At 61.6% G+C, this 21969-nt stretch carries 14 protein-coding genes; 5 read left to right on the top strand and 9 right to left on the bottom strand.

Annotated elements, in window-relative coordinates; translation table 11 throughout:
- Nucleotides 1-503: 503 nt before the first annotated feature.
- From CKO42_RS13270 to CKO42_RS13235, 8 genes are all read right to left on the bottom strand, one after another.
- Nucleotides 504-1688, bottom strand: coding sequence for a class I SAM-dependent methyltransferase (locus tag CKO42_RS13270; protein ID WP_200244735.1), 1185 nt, complete (start codon nt 1686-1688; stop codon nt 504-506).
- Between the two features lie 110 nt (nt 1689-1798).
- The gene (locus CKO42_RS13265; RefSeq protein WP_200244732.1) at nt 1799-3109 is read right to left on the bottom strand and encodes a nucleotide sugar dehydrogenase; all 1311 of its coding nucleotides are present in this window, start codon (nt 3107-3109) and stop codon (nt 1799-1801) included.
- Nucleotides 3106-4452 (bottom strand): glycosyltransferase family 4 protein, encoded by a 1347-nt coding sequence (locus CKO42_RS13260; protein WP_200244730.1) that lies wholly within the window; start codon nt 4450-4452, stop codon nt 3106-3108. Before CKO42_RS13260 ends, CKO42_RS13265 begins: the two co-directional genes overlap by 4 nt.
- A 128-nt stretch (nt 4453-4580) precedes the next feature.
- Nucleotides 4581-5228: a cellulose synthase operon protein YhjQ/BcsQ gene (locus tag CKO42_RS13255; RefSeq protein WP_200244728.1), complete on the bottom strand. Its 648-nt coding sequence runs from the start codon at nt 5226-5228 to the stop codon at nt 4581-4583.
- Nucleotides 5229-5349: 121 nt separating this feature from the next.
- A complete protein-coding gene (locus CKO42_RS13250; RefSeq protein WP_200244725.1) occupies nt 5350-6963 on the bottom strand; it encodes an ArnT family glycosyltransferase in 1614 nt (537 codons plus the stop codon).
- Between the two features lie 335 nt (nt 6964-7298).
- Nucleotides 7299-8363: a polysaccharide deacetylase family protein gene (locus CKO42_RS13245; RefSeq protein ID WP_200244723.1), complete on the bottom strand. Its 1065-nt coding sequence runs from the start codon at nt 8361-8363 to the stop codon at nt 7299-7301.
- Between the two features lie 6 nt (nt 8364-8369).
- Nucleotides 8370-9764 (bottom strand): right-handed parallel beta-helix repeat-containing protein, encoded by a 1395-nt coding sequence (locus CKO42_RS13240; protein WP_200244721.1) that lies wholly within the window; start codon nt 9762-9764, stop codon nt 8370-8372.
- A gap of 153 nt (nt 9765-9917) precedes the next feature.
- Nucleotides 9918-13967: a CheR family methyltransferase gene (locus CKO42_RS13235; protein ID WP_200244719.1), complete on the bottom strand. Its 4050-nt coding sequence runs from the start codon at nt 13965-13967 to the stop codon at nt 9918-9920.
- A 541-nt stretch (nt 13968-14508) separates the two neighbouring features.
- Here CKO42_RS13235 and CKO42_RS13230 point away from each other — a divergent pair.
- From CKO42_RS13230 to CKO42_RS13210, 5 genes are all read left to right on the top strand, one after another.
- Nucleotides 14509-15141, top strand: a complete 633-nt coding sequence (locus CKO42_RS13230; RefSeq protein WP_242479368.1) for a response regulator transcription factor — start codon at nt 14509-14511, stop codon at nt 15139-15141.
- A gap of 58 nt (nt 15142-15199) precedes the next feature.
- Nucleotides 15200-16495: a sensor histidine kinase gene (locus CKO42_RS13225; protein WP_200244717.1), complete on the top strand. Its 1296-nt coding sequence runs from the start codon at nt 15200-15202 to the stop codon at nt 16493-16495.
- Between the two features lie 165 nt (nt 16496-16660).
- Nucleotides 16661-19180, top strand: coding sequence for a PAS domain-containing protein (locus tag CKO42_RS13220; RefSeq protein ID WP_200244716.1), 2520 nt, complete (start codon nt 16661-16663; stop codon nt 19178-19180).
- A 52-nt stretch (nt 19181-19232) separates the two neighbouring features.
- Nucleotides 19233-19718 (top strand): DUF2919 family protein, encoded by a 486-nt coding sequence (locus CKO42_RS13215; protein ID WP_200244710.1) that lies wholly within the window; start codon nt 19233-19235, stop codon nt 19716-19718.
- Nucleotides 19719-19818: 100 nt separating this feature from the next.
- Nucleotides 19819-20442: a hypothetical protein gene (locus CKO42_RS13210; protein WP_200244709.1), complete on the top strand. Its 624-nt coding sequence runs from the start codon at nt 19819-19821 to the stop codon at nt 20440-20442.
- Between the two features lie 211 nt (nt 20443-20653).
- On the opposite strand, the gene CKO42_RS13205 is transcribed toward CKO42_RS13210, so the two are convergent.
- Nucleotides 20654-21862 carry an ATP-binding protein gene (locus CKO42_RS13205; protein WP_200244708.1) on the bottom strand — a complete coding sequence of 403 codons (1209 nt, stop codon included), beginning with the start codon at nt 21860-21862 and terminating at the stop codon, nt 20654-20656.
- Nucleotides 21863-21969 lie beyond the last annotated feature (107 nt).

Here is a 21969-nt window from a genome sequence, read left to right as displayed (position 1 = left end):
AAGGGCGCCGGCATCGTGCTCAGCCTGCGCGCGCTCACACAGACCGTCGGACGCTGGGCGCAGTTCTGGCAGAAGATCGATCAGTTTGGGGCGGCGTGCTGCTGTTGAGCACAGTATGTTGAGGCCGCACCCGTTTGCACAACGATGAAATTCCCTTAGCAAATGGCGCTGCGAGAAAAGGCAAATACGGCTGGAAGTCGCCATAAAGCTGGTTCCCCCTGATGCTCTGGTAGCCGAAGCGAATGAATGCGGTGCGATAATCTAGACGGATGGCCCAACCCCGCGAATCAGCGCCCGCGATCCAGAGCCTAAGCCGGGAACTTATCGACAGTGTCTGACCCGGCTGATATGATCATATGGCATAAAGCGCTCGGTCGTGATCGGGGCAATCCTGATTCAGGCACAAGTCCAATTGCCCATTAAGCGTTAGCGCTGCGGAATTCAGCAATGCCCGTGCTGATCGCGTGTCGCACAGCGGACAGTGATTTGTTGCCATTTCCGCTTCACAATGCCACAACATCAGGTGATAGCCCCATTGCACCGAGGTCGCGTGCGATCTCGTCTCGATAGATCCCATTCATGATGATGACTTTATCCGGACGATAATCTTGCAGGAAGGACGGTGGGACGATGCGTTGACCCGTTGCCGGCATAAAGTAACCATGGCGATGCGGATTGATATCGACCACGTAGTCGATTTTATCGGCGACACCAACTGTGGTCAGGAACGAAACGGCCTTCGAGCCAGAGCCCCAAAGCACAGTCTTTTTACCCTGCCAGGCTGCCGCTTCGACAAAACTCCGCCATGAGGCGAGGATTCCATCCAAGGTGGTCGAAAAACGACGCGAATAGGTCGACATCAGCCACAGATCATCTTCTTGTGGCAAAGGTGCGCATTGAGCAATATGCGCGGGTCTTGCCTCGACTGTCAGATATTGACCCGCGTATTCGGTGTCGAGGCTATGAACGTTGAAACCGCAGCCGCGGAAAAGCCGGGCCAAGGAGCCTGGGCTAAAATACGAACAGTGTTCGTAATAGATGTCTTCGAATGCACAGTCACGAACGATACGGGTGGCATCTGGGATTTGGAAGAACACCAAAACGTCTAGCCGATCACCGATTGCGCGCCTGAGATTGGAGATAAAGCTCGCCGTTGGATGAATATGCTCCAGCGTCATCTTGCAGCAAACGAAGTCTGCCTTGTAATCGGCATAGTGCTGCGAATAGAAATCTTTGACGAACTGTACCTGCGCGATGGCTTCACCTGAGAGACGCCCTTCCTGATAGCCAGGATCGAAACCGACCCCGCGGTTGTTTCCTAGCTCGGCGAGTAACAGCAGAAACTCGCCCTTACCGCAGCCAATCTCCAAGATATCTTTCTCGCGGAGCCCATGTTTATCGATTAGGCGCTGCGCCAGATCGCGATGGTAGGCGCTAAATGTCTCAGAAAATCCTTGGGTTTCCTCATAGCGTCCGGAGTACTCTGTCATCTCGGCCTGGAAAGCGGTGTTGGAAATAAAACCACAGTACTCGCAAAAGCCTAGTGCGATCTTTCCGCGTTGGCAGTTAATCGCCTCTTCCCTTGTTTTGAGAAGAATGCAGCTGTTAGTTGGTACCGCCGCTTGCTCGTGAAAGATCTGCATTCCACTTGAGTGGCAGGTTGGACAGATAAACGCGTTATCTTTCATGGTTAGGGGGTCTCGGGAAATCGGTAAGCTCAGCGCAGCCCGGTAGCCTTTAACGTGAATCTCACGCGATTCATTGTCCAGGGTGTCACCACGTCCCATACCAGAAGCCACTAGGCCCGAACGATCTGTGGCGCCGGCTCCTGATAGCGCCCGCGGGTATCGACAATCAATGGCGCATGCGCCTTGATCAGCGCGTAGTCGAAGCGATCGTGGTCTGTCGCCAAGAGTACGCAGTCGGTGTCTTCCAAGGTCGCTGGCGTCAGCGGCACCGACTCCAGATTGAAGCTGTACTTGCGCATCGGCAGAAAGTGCGGGACATGCGGATCGGAGTAGCTGATCTCGGCGCCCTTCTCCCGCAGCAGCGCCATCAGTTCCATCGACGGCGACTCGCGCCGATCATCGACGTTCTTCTTGTAAGCGATCCCTAACACCATGATCCGCGAGCCATTCACCGCCTTGCCACGCGCGTTGAGCGCATCCGCAACCCGCCCAACCACCCAGGCCGGCATGTTGGCGTTGACCTCACCAGCCAGCTCGATGAAGCGGGTATTCAGCCCGTACTCACGCGCCTTCCAGGTCAGATAAAACGGGTCGATCGGGATGCAGTGCCCACCCAGACCCGGCCCCGGATAGTAGGGTGTGAAGCCGAATGGCTTGGTCGCCGCGGCCCGAATCACCTCGTGGATGTCGATGTCCATGCGCTCGCACACGACCTTCAGCTCATTCACCAGACCGATGTTGACAGCGCGGTGGATGTTCTCCAGCAGCTTGGTCATCTCGGCCGCCCGCGTGGAGCTCAGTGTCACCACCCGGTCGATGACCTGGCCATAGAGCGCCTCGCCGACTCGGGTACAGACCGGCGTAACGCCACCGAGCACCTTCGGGATACTGCGGGTGCTGAACATCGGGTTACCCGGATCTTCGCGCTCCGGGGAAAAGACCAGAAACAGCTCCTCGCCGACGCGCAGCCCGGTCGACTCAACGCGCGGACGCAAGACTTCATCCGTGGTGCCGGGCCAGGTCGTGCTCTCCAGCGAAACCACCTGCCCGGCTCGCAGGGACGGAACGATGGCTTCGGTGGTCGCCACCACATAGCTGAGGTCCGGCTCGCGGTGCTTGTTGAGCGGCGTTGGTACGCACAGGATCAGCGCATCGCACTCGCGCGCGCGGCTAAAGTCAGCTGTCGCGCTGAAGCCCTGGCTCAGGGCCTTGCCGATCGCCTCGGCGCTGATGTGCTCGATATAGGTCCGTCCGGCATTCAGCGCGTCCACCTTGAGCGGATCGATATCGAAGCCGAGCACCTGATAGCCGACCTCACTGAAGCGCAGCATCAACGGCAGCCCGACATAGCCCAGACCAACGATGCCGATCACGGCTTCGCGTTGTTCTAACTGCTGGATAAGAAGCGTCGATGGTTTCATCGATAGGACTCGACAGTGGATGTGTTCGGGGGCAAGGTTTCAGCCTCGCCAGCCAGGCCCGCAGACCGCGTCGACGACCGCACTGGCACAGCCTGATGCGCGCCGAACTGGTTACCAATCTCACCGACGCCCGACTGCGACGCCCTGATCAGATCCGCGACCAGGCCCCTGTACCGATCCGCCATCACCTGGCCAGAGAGGGCATCCTGGGCCTTGTGAGCAAGACGGCTCTGTCGCGCACGCCGATCCGGATCGGCCGCAAGGCTCAGCACCCCCTGGGCCAAGGCGGCACTGCTCCCAGGCGCGACGTAGGTGATGCTGTCGTCCGGGAAGATCGATGTCATCGCCTTCAAGCGAGTTGCGACCACGGGCAGCCCGGCCGCGGCGTATTCGAAGGTCTTGGTCGAGACCGCGATGTCCATGAATTCATCGTGGAGATAGGGCACCACCGCGATGTCGGCCTGGCGAAAGCACTCCATCAGCTCATGCGCTGACCGCCAACCACCAAACTCAACCTGAGCAGAGAGTCCGAGATCGCCGATGATCGATTCCAGGCGCCGCAGATAGCTCGGATCGGCCTTGCCATAGAGCCGTAGCTTCACGCCAGGATGGCTGGCCCGAATCCGCGGCAACGCCTCCAGGAGCCGGTGCAGGCCAAAGCGCTCGGCGATGGTGCCGTGGTAGATCAAGTGCAGCTCATCCCCGATTGGCAAGAACTGGCGCTCCCGGTCGAGCCAGAACAACACCGGATCAGCCGCATTGAAGACGAGGCTGATCTTCGCCTCAGGATGGCCGCGCTGCAGTAGCCGCTCATGAAAACCCCAAGAGGTCGTAATCAGGTGGTCGGCGAAACGGCAGGCGAGGCGCTCCTGCAGCGCAACCAATCCAAGAAGACGCCGCTTAGCGCCGTCAAGCTTCGCTGCGAACAGCTCGACCGAGAGGTCGTGCAGGTCAAGGATGATGGGCTTGCGCTGCCATTTCGCGATCACACAGGCGAAGACCAGAAAGTCCGGCATCGTGTGTGCTTGATAGAGCGCATAGCGCCCTGAGCGCGCCTTGGCGCTGAGCGCGAACAGCGCCCGCAGCGTGAATCGCAACGTATGCACGAGATAGCGAGCCAGCGTCTCTTTACTGCGCGGAGCATCAAAGATCCGATAGACGGTGACGCCCTCGCAGTCTTCAGTGCGGCACTCCCCCGGCTGCCGCAGGCAATAGACGTCCACCTCGATACCATGGCGGCGCAACGCCGCGGCCTCGCGACGCACCCGAGGATCACTCGGATAGCCGCTGAAAACCACCATGCAAACCCGCCACGCGGTATCCGGTTCCCTTGCGTCACTCATGATTCAACTCCTCGCGCCAGTCACTGTTGATCCGCCAAGCTGATCCGCCAAGTTGATCAGCCAAATTGATCAGCCAAATTGATGAGCCATTACCGAGAATGACCAAAAAGTGGCCTTGAGAATGTGGCCTAGAGAATGTGGTAGAGCCAATCCGGTATGTGATGACGGCGCCGATTCAAGATCGAGCCCAGCACCCGGCCACCGCCGCGCAAGACCGCGCGCTGCGCCTGCGCCACCACGTCGGCCCGCGTCCACTCGGCCTGCACCACCAAGATCACCCCGTCGGCGACTCGTCCGATCGCCCCTGCGTCCGGATACACACCCACCGGCGGCATATCCAACAACACCCATCGATAACGCTGGCGCAGCTGCTGCACAGTGCGCTGCAGAGCCCCAGAGGCGAGCATTGCCGACGCATTAGGCGTGCCGCTGCCCGAGGGCATCAGATGCAACTGCCTGGGCACATCGACGTCGATCACCGAATCCATCGGTGCGTCATTGAGCAGCACCTCGGTCAATCCTGGACGTCTGGCCGGTGAGGACACCGGCAGCCCCCAACCCGCGCGCAGATTGGTGTCGACGACGATCGCATCGCCGAGCTGTCCACAGAGCCCCTGACCAAGACGACGCGTCACCGTGCTCACGCCTTCGCCATGCGTGGCAGAGGTCACCGCCAGGACCCGGCCGCCCTCGATACGTCTGCTGTTGCCAGCAGGTGCGTCGTCCGTCAGCGTCGGCTGTGCCGCAAGAAGGTTCGATTCAGCGTCGTATTTCACGTTCCACCTTAATGATCGAGAAGGATCAGCTCGCTACCCAATAGCGCAGTACTCAACAGCGCAGTACTCAACAGCGCGGTACTAAAAACAGCGCGAGACCAAAGCGCGCGAGACCAATCGATTACAGCTCCGGGCTCGGCACCTCAGCGCCAGTCCGCTGTCCAGCATCTGACATCGAGACGATGGCCGCGGAGCGATCGGCCTCGACCGGCTCCTTGGCCGCCGCGGCGAGGTCGCTCGACTTCGCGTCGCTCAGTAACAACAGCTGTGCCCCGTGGTCTTCACCAACCAGGGCCAGTTCAAAGTCACCGGTCAGTGACCCGATGACATGATCTTGAGAGGCAATCACCAGTGATCCGGGTCGCGGCGCAAGCCAGTCTCCAAGCGCCACGCCGAGCCCCCGGTCGGCGAGCACCTGGGCGTAGAAGGCTTGATGCGCCGCATAGCCGTCGTACAGCACCTCGGCTCCGCGCAGATCACGCTCACCGTTCACCGCCTCCTTGAGCAACAGGCTAATCGCGTAATAGTTGTCTTCTTCGCCGCTATAGATCCGCGATTCCGGAAACACCGTTTTGTGCAAGATCATCCCGTACGGCATTGCAATCATCGCAGTAATCACCGCAGTGGGAAGAATGGAGCGTGCGAGCTGAGGCGCAGCCTCCAGACGCCGTTCAAGGACTTGCAAGCAGCCATAGAGGAACATCGCCACCAATAACGCCATAAACGGATAAGCCGGAGCGCTATACCAGGGCAGCTTGGTGCCAGCAGTCGAAATCAACGTGAACAGCGATGCCAGCATCAACAGCGAGAACAGCGTTAAGTGCCGAATGCGCGGATCATAGGCGACCAGACCGAAGAGCGCGGCCAGTGGCAGGAAGCCAAGCCAATAGGTGTAATCGACCTTGATCATCCGTTTTAGGTAGGTCAGAAGGTCGCCTTGATGCGTCTCGATCACCTGGAGATAGCGACCGAAAAGCTCATTCTCCAACACGGCGTCGAGATAACCCGGGTGATGCATCTCGCGCGCGAGGTAATAGGATGAGACCACAGCGATGAAGCCCAGCATCCCAAGATAAAGGCTTGGTCGAAGCAACAGCGTCAAGACCTGCTTTCGCAGCAGTGCATACACGGCCAGGCCGGGCACCAGAAACAGACCTGAAACGCTTTTGGTCATGACCGCAAGCGTCAGCGCAAAGAAAAACGCCAGTAGATAACGGTCACGGCCGGTCTCGCAGAAGGCAAAGAACGCCAGCGCACTCGCCGTGGTAAAGAGCACCAAGAGCGCGTCATAGTCGCCGGTGCGCGTCACATGGATATCGACATAACCCCAAGTCGTGACCAAGACCATCATTGCGATCAGGCTCGGCGCCAGGCGGCCGAGATAGCGATAACAGAAGATCAGGAGCAGCGCCGCCGTCGCCGCGCCGGCGATGGCCGATGGCAGGCGAACGGCCCATTCGCTCGGCCCGATGAGATGCATGAACGACGCTTGCAGCCAGATCAGCATTGGCGGCTTCGTATTCCAGAGATCCGGTGCGCCCTCGAACGAGGTCACGAGCCAATCACCACTGCTGAACATCTCATAGGCATTGATCGCCAACCGCGACTCATCCCAGACTTGGATCGGAATAGCGCCGAGATTGATAAACAATGGAACCAAGGCCAGCAAGAACAAAGACGCGATGAGCAGCTGCTCGCGGTGATTCGAGATCGCAGTAAAAAAACGGTCACGCATCTAACCAGCCCCCTCCAACAAGACCGACACCCGAGTGAGCCAGAATCGTGCTCAACGATATGCCAAAGGTCGCAGCCAATCGGCGCATCTGATTGCGACGCGAAGGCCGCTGTCTGACGTGAATTGTATGCTCGAGAGACTATCTGACAACCAGACCCAGGGCGCAATCAGTGTTTCCCCGAGAGGCTGGTCATAGAATGCGGAAAGGCCGACAAAAAAGACCGGTTCGCAAAAGCGAACGGCTAGCCATCGGATGCAGCAAAACGGATTCAGTCGAAGGGGTTCGGCATCAATGCGACGCGATTGATCATCGCGATCGCAAACGCCATAGGCCGCTAACGCCGTTCGGTGCGACTGGCGAGAGCGGAAAGCTCGCTCATGGTGATGCTCCGCAGCCGGCCCGCAGCAATCTGTTCTGCGGCAAGACCTAGCAGGTACTCCAGCTTGTCTTCATCCGCGGGCGTGCGCAGTTCCCATGGATGGGCCCAAAGATGCAGAATGCCGCCACTCCGAGCGGCATGATCGATCGCCTTGGCGATACCGCGCAGCCGCAGACGCTGCAGCCCAACGCGGTCTAGACGCAGTTCTAAACCGCGCGGAAAGTCGAACAAGTGGGCGCTCGAAGGCACACGAATGAGCCCCTGCTCACGGCGCAGCTGCTCGCGCCGATAGACGCGAGGTGTGCTGAGCGCGAGTAGATCATCGGCCGACTTGAGCGCCGACCCAAAGCGGCGCAGATGCCAACGCGGGGTGCGGTCAGGGGCGCGAAAGCAGCGAAAACCGGCATCCGCAAACAGTGGCAAATGACCCACTCGGTTACGCGGAAAGACAATGCTTTCTGGCTTGACGCCGAATCGCCCCGCAACCGCAAGCCAGGCCTGAACCTCGCTTTGGGCGGCATCAGCGTCCATCTGGTGGAAAGGACGGTGGCTAAAGCCATGGAACGCAAGCTCGTGGCGATCGCTCGCAGCGAGCAGAAGATCGCGAACATCAGGCGCATACCACTGAGGATGGGCGGGTTGCGGATGCACGAGTTGCGGATGCGCCGGCTGCATCTGCGCGAGTTGCGGATGCGCCGGCTGCATCTGCGCAGCTTGGCCGGTGACGTGAACCTCGCGGAAGCCGCGGTGGTCGTCTCGCCAGGCCGCCACCGGACAGGGCGCGCAGTCTTCGCACTGAGAAAAGAACAAATGGCCAACCATCGCCCATGTGGCGCGAATACCCTGATCGTCACAAAGGGCGAGTACCCGTTCGATCGAACGCCGCTCGCGGCTGCCGTCTGCTGAAAACAGCCGCTCGCGCGCATCATCGTCGTCGTAGTAGCCCCATGCCAGCTCGGTATCCAGTGAGAGAACCAGATAGCCATGTTCGCGCATCGGCTTCAAGGGGGCGTTAGACACACCAGATCACCTCCAGAACAGTTGCTTGTTCAGACTCGACTGGAGCTCAATCTGCAGGTCACTCGGCGTTTCCGGTGGCTCCTCGGCTGAAGCCGCCTCGATCGCCCCCCGATCCGGCGCACTCCCGCGCGGCACCGGCTCGCCTTCCAGATCACGCTCGAAGCCGAGACTGGTCCCAGAATCGATGGCCGGCGAGTCCGCGGCCAGGCTCATGTCGCCACGCCCGGCATCGACGAAGCGCGGATCAGCAAACAGGCCATTGGCCTCATTGTCCGTCGCACTGCGGTAATCGTCGAAGCCACGGTACTCGCGGCCACGCCAGACGAAGATCGGCGAATCGGTGCGATTGGAATAGAACAGGTTGTAGTCGACGTTCTGGCCGCCCGTGTTCTCCATGTGCTGAAAAGCGGAGCCACGGCTGGCGTCATGGACACAGATATTGTTGACGAAGGCGCTGAAATCCGGCGTGCCCTGCGACGACTCATTCGAAAAACAGGTCGACCAGCCATCACCGCTGGTCAGGATCGTATTGTTGGCAAAGACACCACCGATCGAGCCGCGACTGCAGCCGGCATCGGCACCGTCGCAGCCGTTGTAGATCCCCGGCATGGCCCCGTAGAACAGATTGTGATGCGCCCGCAAGCCGTCTGTTCCGATATTGTTCAACCCCCCATAGCCACAGTCGTGCAGACGGTTGTAGCGCAAGGTGACGTTCGTCAGTCGATTCTTACCGTTGGAATTGAACTGCACGCACATCGCCCGATTGCCGTAGATATCGTTATCTTCGATCACGACATCATTGATGCCCAAGGTTCCGTCCAAATAGATCCCGTGCTGCTGCTCGGCATTGCGGATGGTATTGCCACGAATGCGCAGGCCGTCGATCCCCGTCAGGTAGATATTCCAGGTCTGCGCATTCTCCAGCAGCGAGTCCTCGAGCAGGATGTCGCGCGAGTCCGCCGCCTCGTTCCAAACCGCGAGTGCGCCGCGCGTGCCGCCACTCGGTTGACCACAGTCCTTCAGGTGCAGACCCCGGAACACCAGGTGGCTGCGTGTCGTCGACCATTCGATGCAATGATCATTCGGCGCGCCGGTGATGATCGGCCGCACACCGCCGCCGAAGTCGGCGTAAGTGATGGGATTGCCCGGCGCCCCCGACGAGCTTGGGTGCAGGGTCTCCTCCCAACGGTCGCCACGCCGGAACAGCACCCGATCGCCCGGTTCCAGCGAGGTCTGATTCACCTTAGCGATGCTGCGCCAAGGTGCCTCCGGGCTACCCGGATTGTCGTCAGAGCCTGCCGAAGAGACAAAATAATCGGCCGCACTCAGGGGCATTGCCAGCAGCAAAGCCAGGACACCGGAAACGGGGCTCAACGAGCGAAGATCGCGCTGATGCTTCATGGGCTTTGGCCTCTCAGTTCTCAGTAGTGGCGCTCGCCGCAAACGCTCAGGTGGCGAGCAGAGGAAGGTCGTTCCGCCAGACCAGGCCGCTCAAGCGGAAGACCGCAAGTGGTGAACCGCGAACCGAGCAGCAGCCCACCGCACGGCATCGCGCTAGTCGCTCTTGTGTTTGCGTGCATCGGGTAACGGGATCTCGCAACGCATCAGCGTGCCGCCCGTGTCGAGTGGGCGAACGCTGAGGCGGCCACCCAAGATTCCAGCGCGGTAGCCCATGATGTGCAGGCCCAAGCCACCCAAGCCGCCGCTGCCGCGCTTGCGCGCGCCGCTCCAGGTGCCGTCATCTCGCACCGAGAGCAGGATCTTCCTGTCCCGCACCTCGAGCCCGAGGTCGATCCGTTTCGGCTTGCCATGCCGCGAGGCATTGTTGACGGCCTCCTGAGCGATGCGATAGACATGCGAGGCGACCACCGCGTCTTGGATCGCCTCCGCGCCCTCACACTGAAACCTGCACTTGATACCGCTGCTGTGCTGAACCTGCCGCGCCAGTGTGCTCAAGGCGTCGACCAGATCCTCTGGCGACACGCCCACCGGAGCCAGCCCCTGCGTGAGGGCCCTAGATTCCGACAAGGTGCGCTCGAGCTGCTCCGCCAGCGTTCGCGCCTCGACCCCTTCCCTGCTGCCGGCCGTTTCCAGCTTGCCCGCCAAGGCCGCCGCCAGCAGCGTCACCGCCGTCAGCTGTTGGCCGAGACTGTCGTGGATCTCCCGACCGATGCGCTCCTGCTCGCGTGTACTGATCTCGATCACCTGCTTCTCGAGCTCGCGACGTCGACTGACATCCCGCACCAAGATCACGAAGATATCGAGATGATCGACCTGCCCGACACTCAGCTCAGCAGGAAACAGCGAGCCGTCCTCACACACACCGTCGCAGAGCGATGGCTCTTGAGCATCGGCGTGCGCGGCCTCGCGCACGACCTGCATGATGTCATCCAGATGCTGCCCGGCCGGCCCCGGTAGCAGCACCGACGCCAGCGGCTCACCGATCAGCGCCTCATGGGATCGGCCGAAGAGCCGTTCGGCCGCCTGGTTGGCCTGATTGATGCGCCCGTCGGCATCCACCCCGATGAGCCCGTCGACAACCGTATGCAGGATCGCCGACAGGCGCCTCTCGCGATCAGCCAGCGCCAGCTCGATCCGCTTGCGCGCCGTGATGTCGATCACCGCCATCAGCACCCGGTCAAGATGCTCGAAATGTCCGGGCAGAGGCACCGCGTGAGCGAGCACGGGGATGCGCGCACCGGAACCGGTGTGCACTTCCAGCTCGAAGGCAGCAGCGCGGCCCATCAACAACTCACCGAGCAAGGCCAAATAGCCCTCGCCCGGCTCCAACGGGAAGAACTGCTCAGCCATCGGCACATCAACCACGCTCGGGTCGGAGACCCCCGCCAGCTGCCGGGCGGAGGCATTGGCAGCGCTGACCCGCAGTTTGCCCCGGCAAGCAAGCGCCTGCTCTGGATGCGCACAGACCCAATCCGCCAGCGCGGCCCCACTTTCCCCGCTGCGCGACAACAGACAATCACGCACCTGCGACCAGTCCTGCTCCAGCAGGCACATCGGCGAGCGCTCGAACAGCAGCCGAAAGCGCGCCTCACTGGCACGCAAGGCCTGCTCAGCTTGAGCACGCGCGGTAATGTCGACGAAGGTCAGCACAACCCCCGCGATCCGGTTGTCCTGCGTCCGATAGGGCTGGATACGACGCAGGTAGCGGCTGTGGTCGTTCGCGACGACATCGCGCTCCATGGGCGCCAAGCGCTCGAGCACAAGCCGCGCGTCCGGCAGCAGTTCCTCATCGGAGACGTTCGACGTGAGGTCGCCCAGCGGCCGCCCAATGTCGATCGACCGCAGATTGAGCAGCCTTGCGGCACGCGGCGTGAACCGCTTCACCTGCATCTCGGCATCGAGGAACACGGTTGCGATCTCGGTGCTCGAGAGCAGGTTACTGATGTCATTGTTGCTCTGCTCGAGCTCGTGAACCTTGTCCTCGAGCTGGCTGTTGACCGTGCTCAGCTCCTCGTTCAAAGACTGCAGCTCTTCCTTCGAGACCTCCAGCTCCTCGTTCGCCGACTGCAGCTCCTCGTTCATCGACATGGCCTCCTCATTGGAGGCCTTGAGCTCCTCGTTCGCGCTTTCCATCTCCTCGACGGTGGTCTGCAGGTCTTCCCGCGTCGCCCGCAGCTCGTTCTCGAGCTGCTCGACCAAGGCGGCCGCCTGGCTCGAGTCCGGAACCCGGCCCAGCTCAGCGAGATCGACGGGCGCGATCGCTGTCCCTGCCGCAGCGGTCTCAACATCCACAAAGCTGAGCAGCAGCAGGGTCTCTGTCCGCCCAGGATCATGCAAGGGTGTCACCCGCACCCGCACCGGCACATAGCGGCCAGAGCGCTGAACCTGCGCGTCGTCGACCAGCACCGTTGTCTGCGCTTCGAGCGCCTTGTGGCAGGCCGCCCGCACCCGCGTCCGGAGGCCGCGGCGCAGCATCGAGGTCAGCTCGAGCGCCGGGCGGCCGACTGGAAGCTCCATGTAGTCGGTGGTCGGACCAAACAGATGCAGGATGTCGTAGCGACGATTCACCAGCACCGCGGCCGGACCATACTCTTCCAACAGCACCCGCTGTGCGACCCCAACCATGTCCACATGCGCCCGGGGCATTGCCGTGACGAGCGACGGAAACACCGGTTGCAACCGCGCCGCCGGCGGCAGCCGCGACAGGTCTGGACGCGTCCCGCTGCTGCGCTGAAAGAGTCGCCACCGCTTAGAGGTCGTTTCATACAGCTCGGTGTGCGACCCAACGCTTTCCGATGGCCCGAGCAGCAGGTAGCCGCCCGGATTGAGCGCAAAGTGGAACAGGCTCACGATGCGCTCCTGCACCTCCTGCTCGAGATAGATCAGCAGATTGCGGCAGCTGATCAGGTCCAGCTTTGAGAACGGCGCATCGGTAATCAGGTTCTGCGGAGCAAACACGACGGCGTCGCGCAGCCGCTCGCAGACCCGGTAGCGATCTTCGCCATCCTTGACGAAAAAGGTGCGTAAGCGCTGCTCAGAGACATCCGCAGCGATACTCGGCGGATAGGCGCCGTAGCGTGCGAAGTCGAGTGCCTTATCATCGATATCGGTTGCAAACACCTGCAGGTTGGGCGGTTGCTCGTGGTGAGAGAAGCTTTCGAACAACAGCATCGCGATGCTGTAGGGCTCCTCTCCGGTGGAGCAGCCGGGCACCCAAACACGAACCGGCTGATCCGCCTTGGTGCCGCCAATCGCGTGTTCCTGTACCAAGGGCTCCAAGACCCGCTGCGTCAACACCTCAAACGCCTGCGGGTCGCGGAAGAAGCTGGTCACGCCGATGAGCAGATCCCTGAACAACTCGCTGAGTTCGGCGGGCTCTTTGCGCAAGCGCGCCAGGTACTCAGGCACGCTATCGAGATTGCACAGGCTCATGCGCCGTTTCACGCGACGCAACAGCATGTTTTTGCGATAAAAGCGAAAGTCATACCGGGTCCGGGCTCGCAACAACGCCAGCACACCAGCAAGCTGCTCTATTTCTGCTCTCTTATCCGGCTCGCGCGAGATCCAATACTGAGCGTTCGAGGCCCGCCGCGCCCAAGCGGCAACCTGGTCTGCCATCGCCCGCGGCGAGAGCACCCGGTCGGCGACGCCAGCAGCGATCGCGCTGCGCGGCATCGAGTCGAATTGGGCCGTCGACGGCTCCTGCACCAAGGCCACTCCGCCCTGATCCTTGATGTCGCGCAGTCCGAGCGTGCCCTGCGTCCCCGTTCCGGAGAGCACAATCCCGATTGCACGTTGCTGCTGGTCTGCGGCCAACGCGCGCAAAAACAGATCGAGCGTCGCCTCGCGATCCAGTGCGCGCCCGTCCGGGTGTGCCAGGTGAAGCACGCCGCCACTGATCGTCAACTGAAAACCGGGCGGTATCAGATAGACCTGATTCGCCCGCGGGCGCATGCCATCCTCGATCTCTTGCACCAGCATCTCGGTGTGCCCAGCCAACAGCTGGGTCATCAAGCTGCGGTGGCTCGGATCGAGATGAGGAACGATGACGAAGGCCAGACCCGTATCCGGCGGCACTTGATCGAAAAAGGCTTGGAACGGCGCGAGGCCACCCGCTGAGGCCACCATGCCGACGATACCCACGCGGGTCTCGTCATTTGCTTCCGACTCAGGCCTCGATGCCTGATGATCAGGAGAGTCTGCAGGGTCTGCACGCTGCTCAGAGACCTGCTCCGATGGTGTCTGCACTGCATCACCGGCGTCATCCGACGCCGCGCGGGATTTAGGGTCTTCAGTCGATTGTCTTGAAGTCACGGATGGGTTCCCGGCCGCCGCGGTGATCGGGTCGGCTCGGGCTGAGTCCAACCTCTAGCAACAGCGTAGCATGCCGCAACGGGACAACTTCTGCTGTCAAACATCGAGCCACTCGTGCGTACTCCGCTGGTTGCAAACACCGAAAAATGCAGATTCGAAGACGACCTGCAAACAGCAGTATTCCATGAGACCTGTCGGCGAATAGATCAGGAAATCCCTGATGGCATCGTCCGCAGTCCGCAGACACACTCTATAAGCACAACTACTGTGTATCCGATCGGGCTTCGGCCCGAAAACCAGGGGAAACCGTCATCTGTTTTGCCAGATGCGATCCAGGAGGTGGCAGCTGAACGCCAGAAAACGAACAGTCTTGATCGTTGATGATCACCCACTCGTGCGCGAGGGACTCAAAGGCGTGATCGGCGAGGCGGCTGACCTCACCGTCTGCGGCGAAACCGGGAAGATTCGCGAGGCACAAGATCTCGCCCGCGAGCTCAACCCGGACATCGCCATCATCGATCTGTCGCTCGAGGACGGAAACGGCCTCGAGCTGATCCGTCGGCTCAAAAGCCGGTATCCAGAGCTGCGCATGCTCGTCTGCTCGATGCGCGATGAATCGCTATTTGCAGAGCGTGCCATCAATTCCGGTGCACACGGCTACATCAATAAGCACGAGGTTGCCGGCCATGTGATCGACGCCTTGCGCCAGGTGCTCGCCGGCAAGATCTATCTCAGCCCCGATGTCGTCGAGCGCATCATCACCGGCTTTGCGCATCAGAAACAGCCAACGGCTGGCTCATCGATCGACGAGCTCAGCAACCGGGAGCTCGAGGTCTTCTGGCTCATCGGCCAGGGCCGCTCCACCACCGAGATCGCCAAGCAACTGAATCTGAGCGTCAAGACGGTCGAGACGCACCGCGAAAAGATCAAGCGAAAACTGGGCCTCACCTCGGCCGGCCAGTTGATGCGGCATGCGGTGCAGTGGGACCTTGAGCAACGCTAGACCGCAAGCGGCTCTGGCGAGGCGCTCGCGCGCCGCGACCGGCGTGGAGTCTGAATACATGGCCGCTAAGCGCGGCCTCGTGGGCAGCACAGCACGCAAGCCTCAGGACGAGACGTCGCTCAATCAATCCGCCTGTCGGCAAGCGTCGCAGGCAGCCATGGCCAAGGCTCAGTCCGCGAGCCAACAGCCACCATCAGCCAGCACGGAGAGCGGCCAAAAGGGCCGAGCCTTGAAACACGAAAAACTCCAGTCAACCATCGCCAAAGGGCGCCGAATGGGCCGAGAGTTGGAAGCGGACAACCGCACTTCAGGCGACCAACCGCCGATTGCCCCGATACTCACGAGCGGACAGCTGCGCGCGATCATCAATGCAACCGCTGATGCAATCCTGACAGTCGACAGCGCCGGTCGCATCCTCGACTTCAATCCCGCCGCAGAGGCCATGTTTGCATGCAGCAGCACAGTCATCATCGGACAACCGCTGGAGTCGCTCTTCTCGACCATCTCTGCACAATTGCTGCGGAGTCATCTCTGCGCTGAGGCGACGAACTCAACGCTAGACGAGCAGGACCTGTTGATCGAAGGGCGCCGCCCGGACGATGACATCTTCTTGGCTGAGGTCGCGGTTCGCCCAGCGGCCGACCAGGATCTGTTCGTATTCGTCGTCCGCGACCTCAGCGAGCGCCGGCGCCTCGAACATCAGCTCATCGAGCTCAACACGCGCCAGCAGCAGCAGGTCAGCCGCGAGATTCACGACGACATCGCGCAACAGCTCAGCGGTATCCTGATGCTCGCCTCCAATATCGAGCGGAGGCTAGCGCTCCCCGCCAAAGAGCCCAAGCTCAGGCAAGACTTCGAACAGCTGCAGGGCCACATCAAGCAAACCCTCGACAGCGCTCGTCAGCTATCCAAGCGGCTCGCCCCAGCCGACCTCGCAAGCGACAGCCTGCCGGCCGCACTGAGCGAACTCGCGGCGCGCGTACAACAGAACTTCGGACTCGAATGCCGCTTCCGCGACCACAGTGGACTGAGCATCAGCGACCATACCCAGAGCCTGCATCTGTTTCGGATCGCGCAGGAGGCCGTCAGCAACGCCATCCACCTCGGGCAGGCGACCTGCATCGAGATCCACCTGCAAACCCTCGATGACAGTATTCGCCTGAGCGTTCGTCACAATGGTCGCAGCCCCAGGGGCTCAGCCGACGCGAGCGGCGGTCTTGGCCTCCGCGTGATGCGCAGCCGCGCCAACATCCTCGGCGGGCAGTGCCGATTCATTTCGCCGCCGGGTGGGGGCACCCTGCTGCAATGCGATATTCCAGACTGGTCATCGGCAACCAGCGCCAACCCCGGATGATTCAGGAGGCTCAGGATGATTCAGGACGGCTCAGGACGGCTCAGGACGGCTCAGGACGGCTCAGGACGGCTCAGGACGGCTCAGGACGGCTCAGGACGAGGCTAGTTGGATTAGGCGAAGGATGCCAACAACAATCGCTAAGGGAGTCTTGAAACGATGTTGAACATGAAACTCGTCGAGCTCAACGCAGGGCTCATCCTGCTTGCCTCTGTCTGCGGCGGCCTGATCATCCTGCTGGTCGCTGCGCTACTCCTGGGTCGATACTGGCGTCGTACTCTGCAGCAACGGCTCGGGGTCTACACATCGATTATAGACACCTCACCAGACGCGTTGGCGCTGGTCGGGCCAGACTACCGCTATCGCATCATCAACCAGGCTTTCGCACAGCGCGCCGGTCAACCGCGCGAGGCGATTATCGGGCGATTGGTTCCCGACGTGATCGGCGAACAGGCCTTCAACGACCTGATCAAACCGAAGCTCGACCAGGCCCTTGGTGGCAACCTGGTGCGCTACAACGCCTGGTTCGATTTGCCCGCTACAGGCCGACGCTTGGTGCTGGTGACCTACGCTCCCTATCATCAGGACCCGGGCCGAGCCGATGCCGATGGCGTTCTGCTGTGCTCCCATGACATCACCGATCTCAGGCGGATCGAGCAGGAACAGTTCACCGCCAAGCACGCCTTGCAGGCCCTGCTCGACAACAGCCCGATGATGGCCTGCATCAAAGACCCTGAGCTGCGCATTCTAAGCTTGAACAAGCGCGGCGAGGAGCTGCTCAACATCTGCGCGGACGAGGTCATCGGCCAGCGAACAGAGGACGTCTTCCCAGCTCAGGCCGCAGCCAAGATCGCCGAGCATGATCGGCGAATACTGCAGACGAAGGAGCCTCAGACCACCGAGGATCTGTTGCCGACGCCCAACGGCGAGCGCGTGATGATGTCCACGCGCTTTCCCTGGCTCGACAGCAATCACAACGTCAGCGCTATCTGCACCCTCTCGCTCGACGTCACTGAGCTACAGGCTGGGCGCGAGGCCCAACGACAAGCAGCCGCGCTGCGCGAGAGCGAACGGCGCTTTCGAGTCATGGCCGATGGCTTGCCGACCATGAACTGGCTGATCGATGCCGAAGGCCGTGTGGAGTACGTCAATCGAGGCTTCGCCGAGTATTTCGGCGTCACCACGGCTCAGATGGCCATCATCGGCTGCTGCGCGCTGGTGCATCCCGAGGATCTTTCACGCGTGCAGGCACGCATGGCGAGCGCGCTCAAAGAGCGGCAAGCCTTCCAGCTCGAGTGCCGCGCACGGCGTGCGGACCAGCACTGGCGGTGGCTCGAATGCTCGGCAAACCCGCTCTTCGAAGACGACGGCCGCTTCGTTGGCTTCGTCGGTTCGGCGCGTGACATCGAACAGCGCAAGCAGGCCGACAAGGCCTTACACCAATCGCAAAAACAGCTCAAGGAGCACGCCTACCAGCTCGGCCTGCTCGCGCAGGAGCTCACACGCGCTGAGCAACGCGAACGGATGCGCCTGGCGCAGGTGCTGCACGACCATCTGCAACAGCTGCTGGTCGGCGCAATGATGGCCACCGCGCGCCTCAAACGGCACTTGGAGGACAGCGGCTCACAGGAGTTTGCCAAGCTCCAGAACCTACTCGACGAGGCGATAGGGGCCTCGCGAAACCTGATGTCTGATCTCTGGCCGCAGATCCTCTACGAGAGCAGTTTTTCCGATGCCCTGAATTGGCTCGCGCAGAGCATGCGGAAACGCTACGAGCTCGAGGTCAGCCTCGATCTGGAACCCTCGCTATCACCCGAGGATGAAATGCTGCGGGGGCTGCTGTTCGAATGTGCGCGCGAGGCCCTGTTCAACGTGATCAAGCACGCGGGGGTGCTGGAGGCACGGATCGAACTGCTCAAGCGGGGCGAGCGCGCCTTGCGGATCATGATCAGCGACCGCGGCAAGGGCCTCGGCGCTAGCGAGAGCGAGCGACCCCTAGCCAGTGGCTGCCATCTGGGGCTGACCTCAATGCGCGAGCGCATGCGGTTGCTTGGCGGCTCGGCAACCGTGACCGAGAATCCAGGCGGCGGCACGCTGGTCATCCTGGACGCACCCTTAGAGACTCCGCAGCGGCCACAGGAAGACCAGCCCCAGCAAGCGGTTCTCGAGCAGGTTGAATCGGCGCCCCTGACCCCGACATGTCGCTTATCCCTAGATCCGCTGCCCATAAAGCCGGTGACTGTGCTGCTCGTCGACGACCATGTGGTGCTTCGCGATGCCCTCTCATCCCTGCTAGCCGAAGAAAAGCACTGGCTGCAGGTGATCGGCGAGGCATCGAACGGGCGCGAGGCGATCGAGAAGGTCGGGCAACTGAAGCCGGACATCGTGTTGATGGACTTCGCCATGCCCGAGATGAACGGCCTTGAGGCCACCCGCATCATCCATCATCGCTGGCCATCGATCCGGGTCATTGGGCTCTCGCTGCATCAAGAAACCGACCGCGGCGGGGCGATGATCGAGGCCGGCGCGGTCGACTACATCAACAAGACCATCGTCACCCATGAACTGCTCGACAAGCTTCGCCTCCACGCCGGCATCGACTCGAAACCGCTTCTAGCGCAGCCAGGCGGCGGCATCGACTCAAGTCCGTTTGGCCAGCACAAGTCGCCAAGCTCGATGAAGCATTGATGCAGACACAGGGAACGCGCAATGCGTGAACCAGGATCGGATCAGTAACTCGATGACGCTGAAGTACCCACCGGAACGCTACGACGACCACCTCTGCCTTCGGGTCCCGGTAACGCTCTGGCTCTGCCTGCTGTTCTTGGTCCGGCATCTGCTGCTGCTCGGGATCACCTTCCTGCCGACCACTGGTGAGGAGATCACGGTGTTGCGCGAGCTGATCCGCCCCGAGTATCTGCTCGCCGATCTCATCGCACTGCCAGTCCTCATCGCTGGCGTTCGCCGTCGTCCTCGATCGCCACGCTGGATGCCGCAGCTGTGGCGCATCGGACGCGGGCTGCTGTTGGCCTCGGCGGGGCTCTATCTCTTGTTGCTGGGAACCAACCTGCTGGCCTCGGCGCGCCCGCTCACCGCGACCCTGAACGAGGTCTCCCTGATCTCCCTGCTGCTCAACCTGGCCATCATCGCCTATCTGCTCCGCAGCCCATTATTGCGGGATCTGTTTGCGCAATGGCCGACTGAGCCTTCTCGCGGCTCGGCGTAGGCCATTTTCAATCCCGCGCCTGACCTGGCGTAGAATCCGTTGCGGTCGACGCTGACCTTCATCTTCGTCATCTTCCTGATCACCCAGAGAGCCTACCGTCATGCCTACCGTCATGAACAGCAAACGCATCATCCAGCCACTCATCGCCGGTGGTCTTGCGCTTGGACTCTGCCTCCCAGGCGCGGCCTTCGCCTATGGCGAGAACGACGCGATCCGCGATTGCAACGAGCGCATGCGCGCCAACTACAACATCACCGACTTCCGCAGCGAGTCGGCCGAGAAGATCCCCGGTGGCGGACACCGCTACAAGGTGGTCGGCAAGACCAAGGTCGACGGCAAAAAGTACGAGTATTCCTGCGAGATCAAGGACCGCCGCGTGGTCAAGCTCGAATACAACGGCAAAGAGCCAAAGGGACTCGGCACCGCCGAATCACTCGCGATCGGCGCCGCGGCAGCCATTGCCGCAGGTATCGCGGTCTCGGCGATGTCGAAAGACAAGGCACCGGCTGCTGCCACCACCAGGCCCGCGCCCGCGCCAGCCCCAGCCCCAGAGGTCAAGGTTCGCGCCAACGGCGAGATGGAGGTGCTGATGGCAAACGGCTGTACGGTGCTCTACAACGACATCGGCCTGCGTAAGCGTTATGGCAATAGCTGCAGCCAAGCCCAGCTTGCAAGCGCCAAGCAGGCGATGACCAACCACTTGGCAAACCAGAGCAGGAACTGACGCTGAACGAGCCGACCAGACAGCGCAGCCCGATCGGCTGCATGGTCAGCAAGGCTTGGCATTAGGCCGAGATCCGCCTCGGTGTCGGTCGGATCCTTCATTCGGGCATCAAGGTACTCGATCTCGACGCCGCGCCTGGTGGCAGCGCCGATCGCTGCGAAATGGATAGCCGCGACATCCTCGACCAGTGCCTCGGTCGGCTGCGAAGGGCTCATGGCTGCAACCATTCCATCACCGGGCGCGATAGGAAGGCTTCCAGCTCGATCCCGTCTCCGCCCACCAGTATGGTGCGATCGGGCGCGAACGCCTCGACGAAGGCGGCCATGCCCGGCAGAGCGTCGCGCCTGCGGCCGCTCTTTACCTCGATCGCCAGCAGACGCTTGCCGTCGCGAACCACGAAGTCGACTTCCCGATTCTTTTCGCGCCAGTAGAACAACTCGCAGTCGCCGCGCTGGGCGGCGTTGGCCAAGTGCGCGCCGACCGCCGATTCCACCAACCGGCCATAGAAGGACGGGTCGGCTCGGGCCTCTTCGGGAGACAGCCCAGCCACCGCAGTCATCAGAGCGTTGTTCAGAACTTGCAGCTTGGGACTAGACGCGCGCTGGCGCACGACCTGGCCGGCAAACTTCTGCAGGCCAGTCAGCATCCCCGCCGCCGCAAGTAGATCGAGATAGTGGGCCAGCGTGGTCGTATTACCGGCATCCTGCAACTGGCCAAGCATCTTGGTGAAGGACAGGGCCTGTCCGGAGTAGCGGCAGCCGAGCTCAAACAGACGACGCAGCAGTGCGGGCTTGTCCACGCGGGTCAGTAGCAGCACGTCACGCGAGATGCTGGTTTCCACAAGCGAATCCAGCACATAGCGCCGCCAGCGTGCGGGTTCCGCAACCAGAGGCGCGGCGCCAGGGTAACCGCCGAAATACAGATAGTCCTCAAGCGAGAAATCAAAGGCCGCGCGCATTTCGTCTAACGACCAGTGCGGCAGATGCAGGGTCTCGAAGCGACCGGCAAGGCTCTCGGTGAGCCCGCGCCCGATCAGCAACGGTGACGAGCCCAGCAGCACCACCTGCAATGGCCGACGGCGGCGCGTGTCCTCGTCCCACAGGTGTTTGACGGATTCCGACCACTGCTCGACCTTTTGCACCTCGTCGATCACCAGCAATCCGCCATCGGCGCCGGTTTCCAACCGCGCCGCCTCCCACTGCTGACGCAGCCAAGCACCATCGCGAAGCGTCGGCTCATCGGCACTGACAAAGCGGATCGGGCGCTGCAACTTCTCGGTCACCTGCTGCACCAGCGTGGTCTTACCGACCTGGCGAGCACCGGTCACCACCTGCAAATGACGCCGAGGCTCTGCCAGCCTTCGGGCCAGTTCGGCTGCCTGGGGGCGTTGGTAGTCGCTCTCTTTTTTTACGCTATACATTGAGTAATTTTACTCAGCGCAATGCGCAGTGCAAGGGACGGTCAAGCGACCGCCTCCAGCAATGCATCCCGAAAACGGCAAAAAACTTCGTGACCCATTGCGCTTAG

Source organism: Lamprobacter modestohalophilus, assembly GCF_016583905.1.
In the GTDB taxonomy this organism is placed as follows: Bacteria; Pseudomonadota; Gammaproteobacteria; order Chromatiales; family Chromatiaceae; genus Lamprobacter; species Lamprobacter modestohalophilus.
This window is presented reverse-complemented; position numbering and strand designations above follow the sequence as displayed.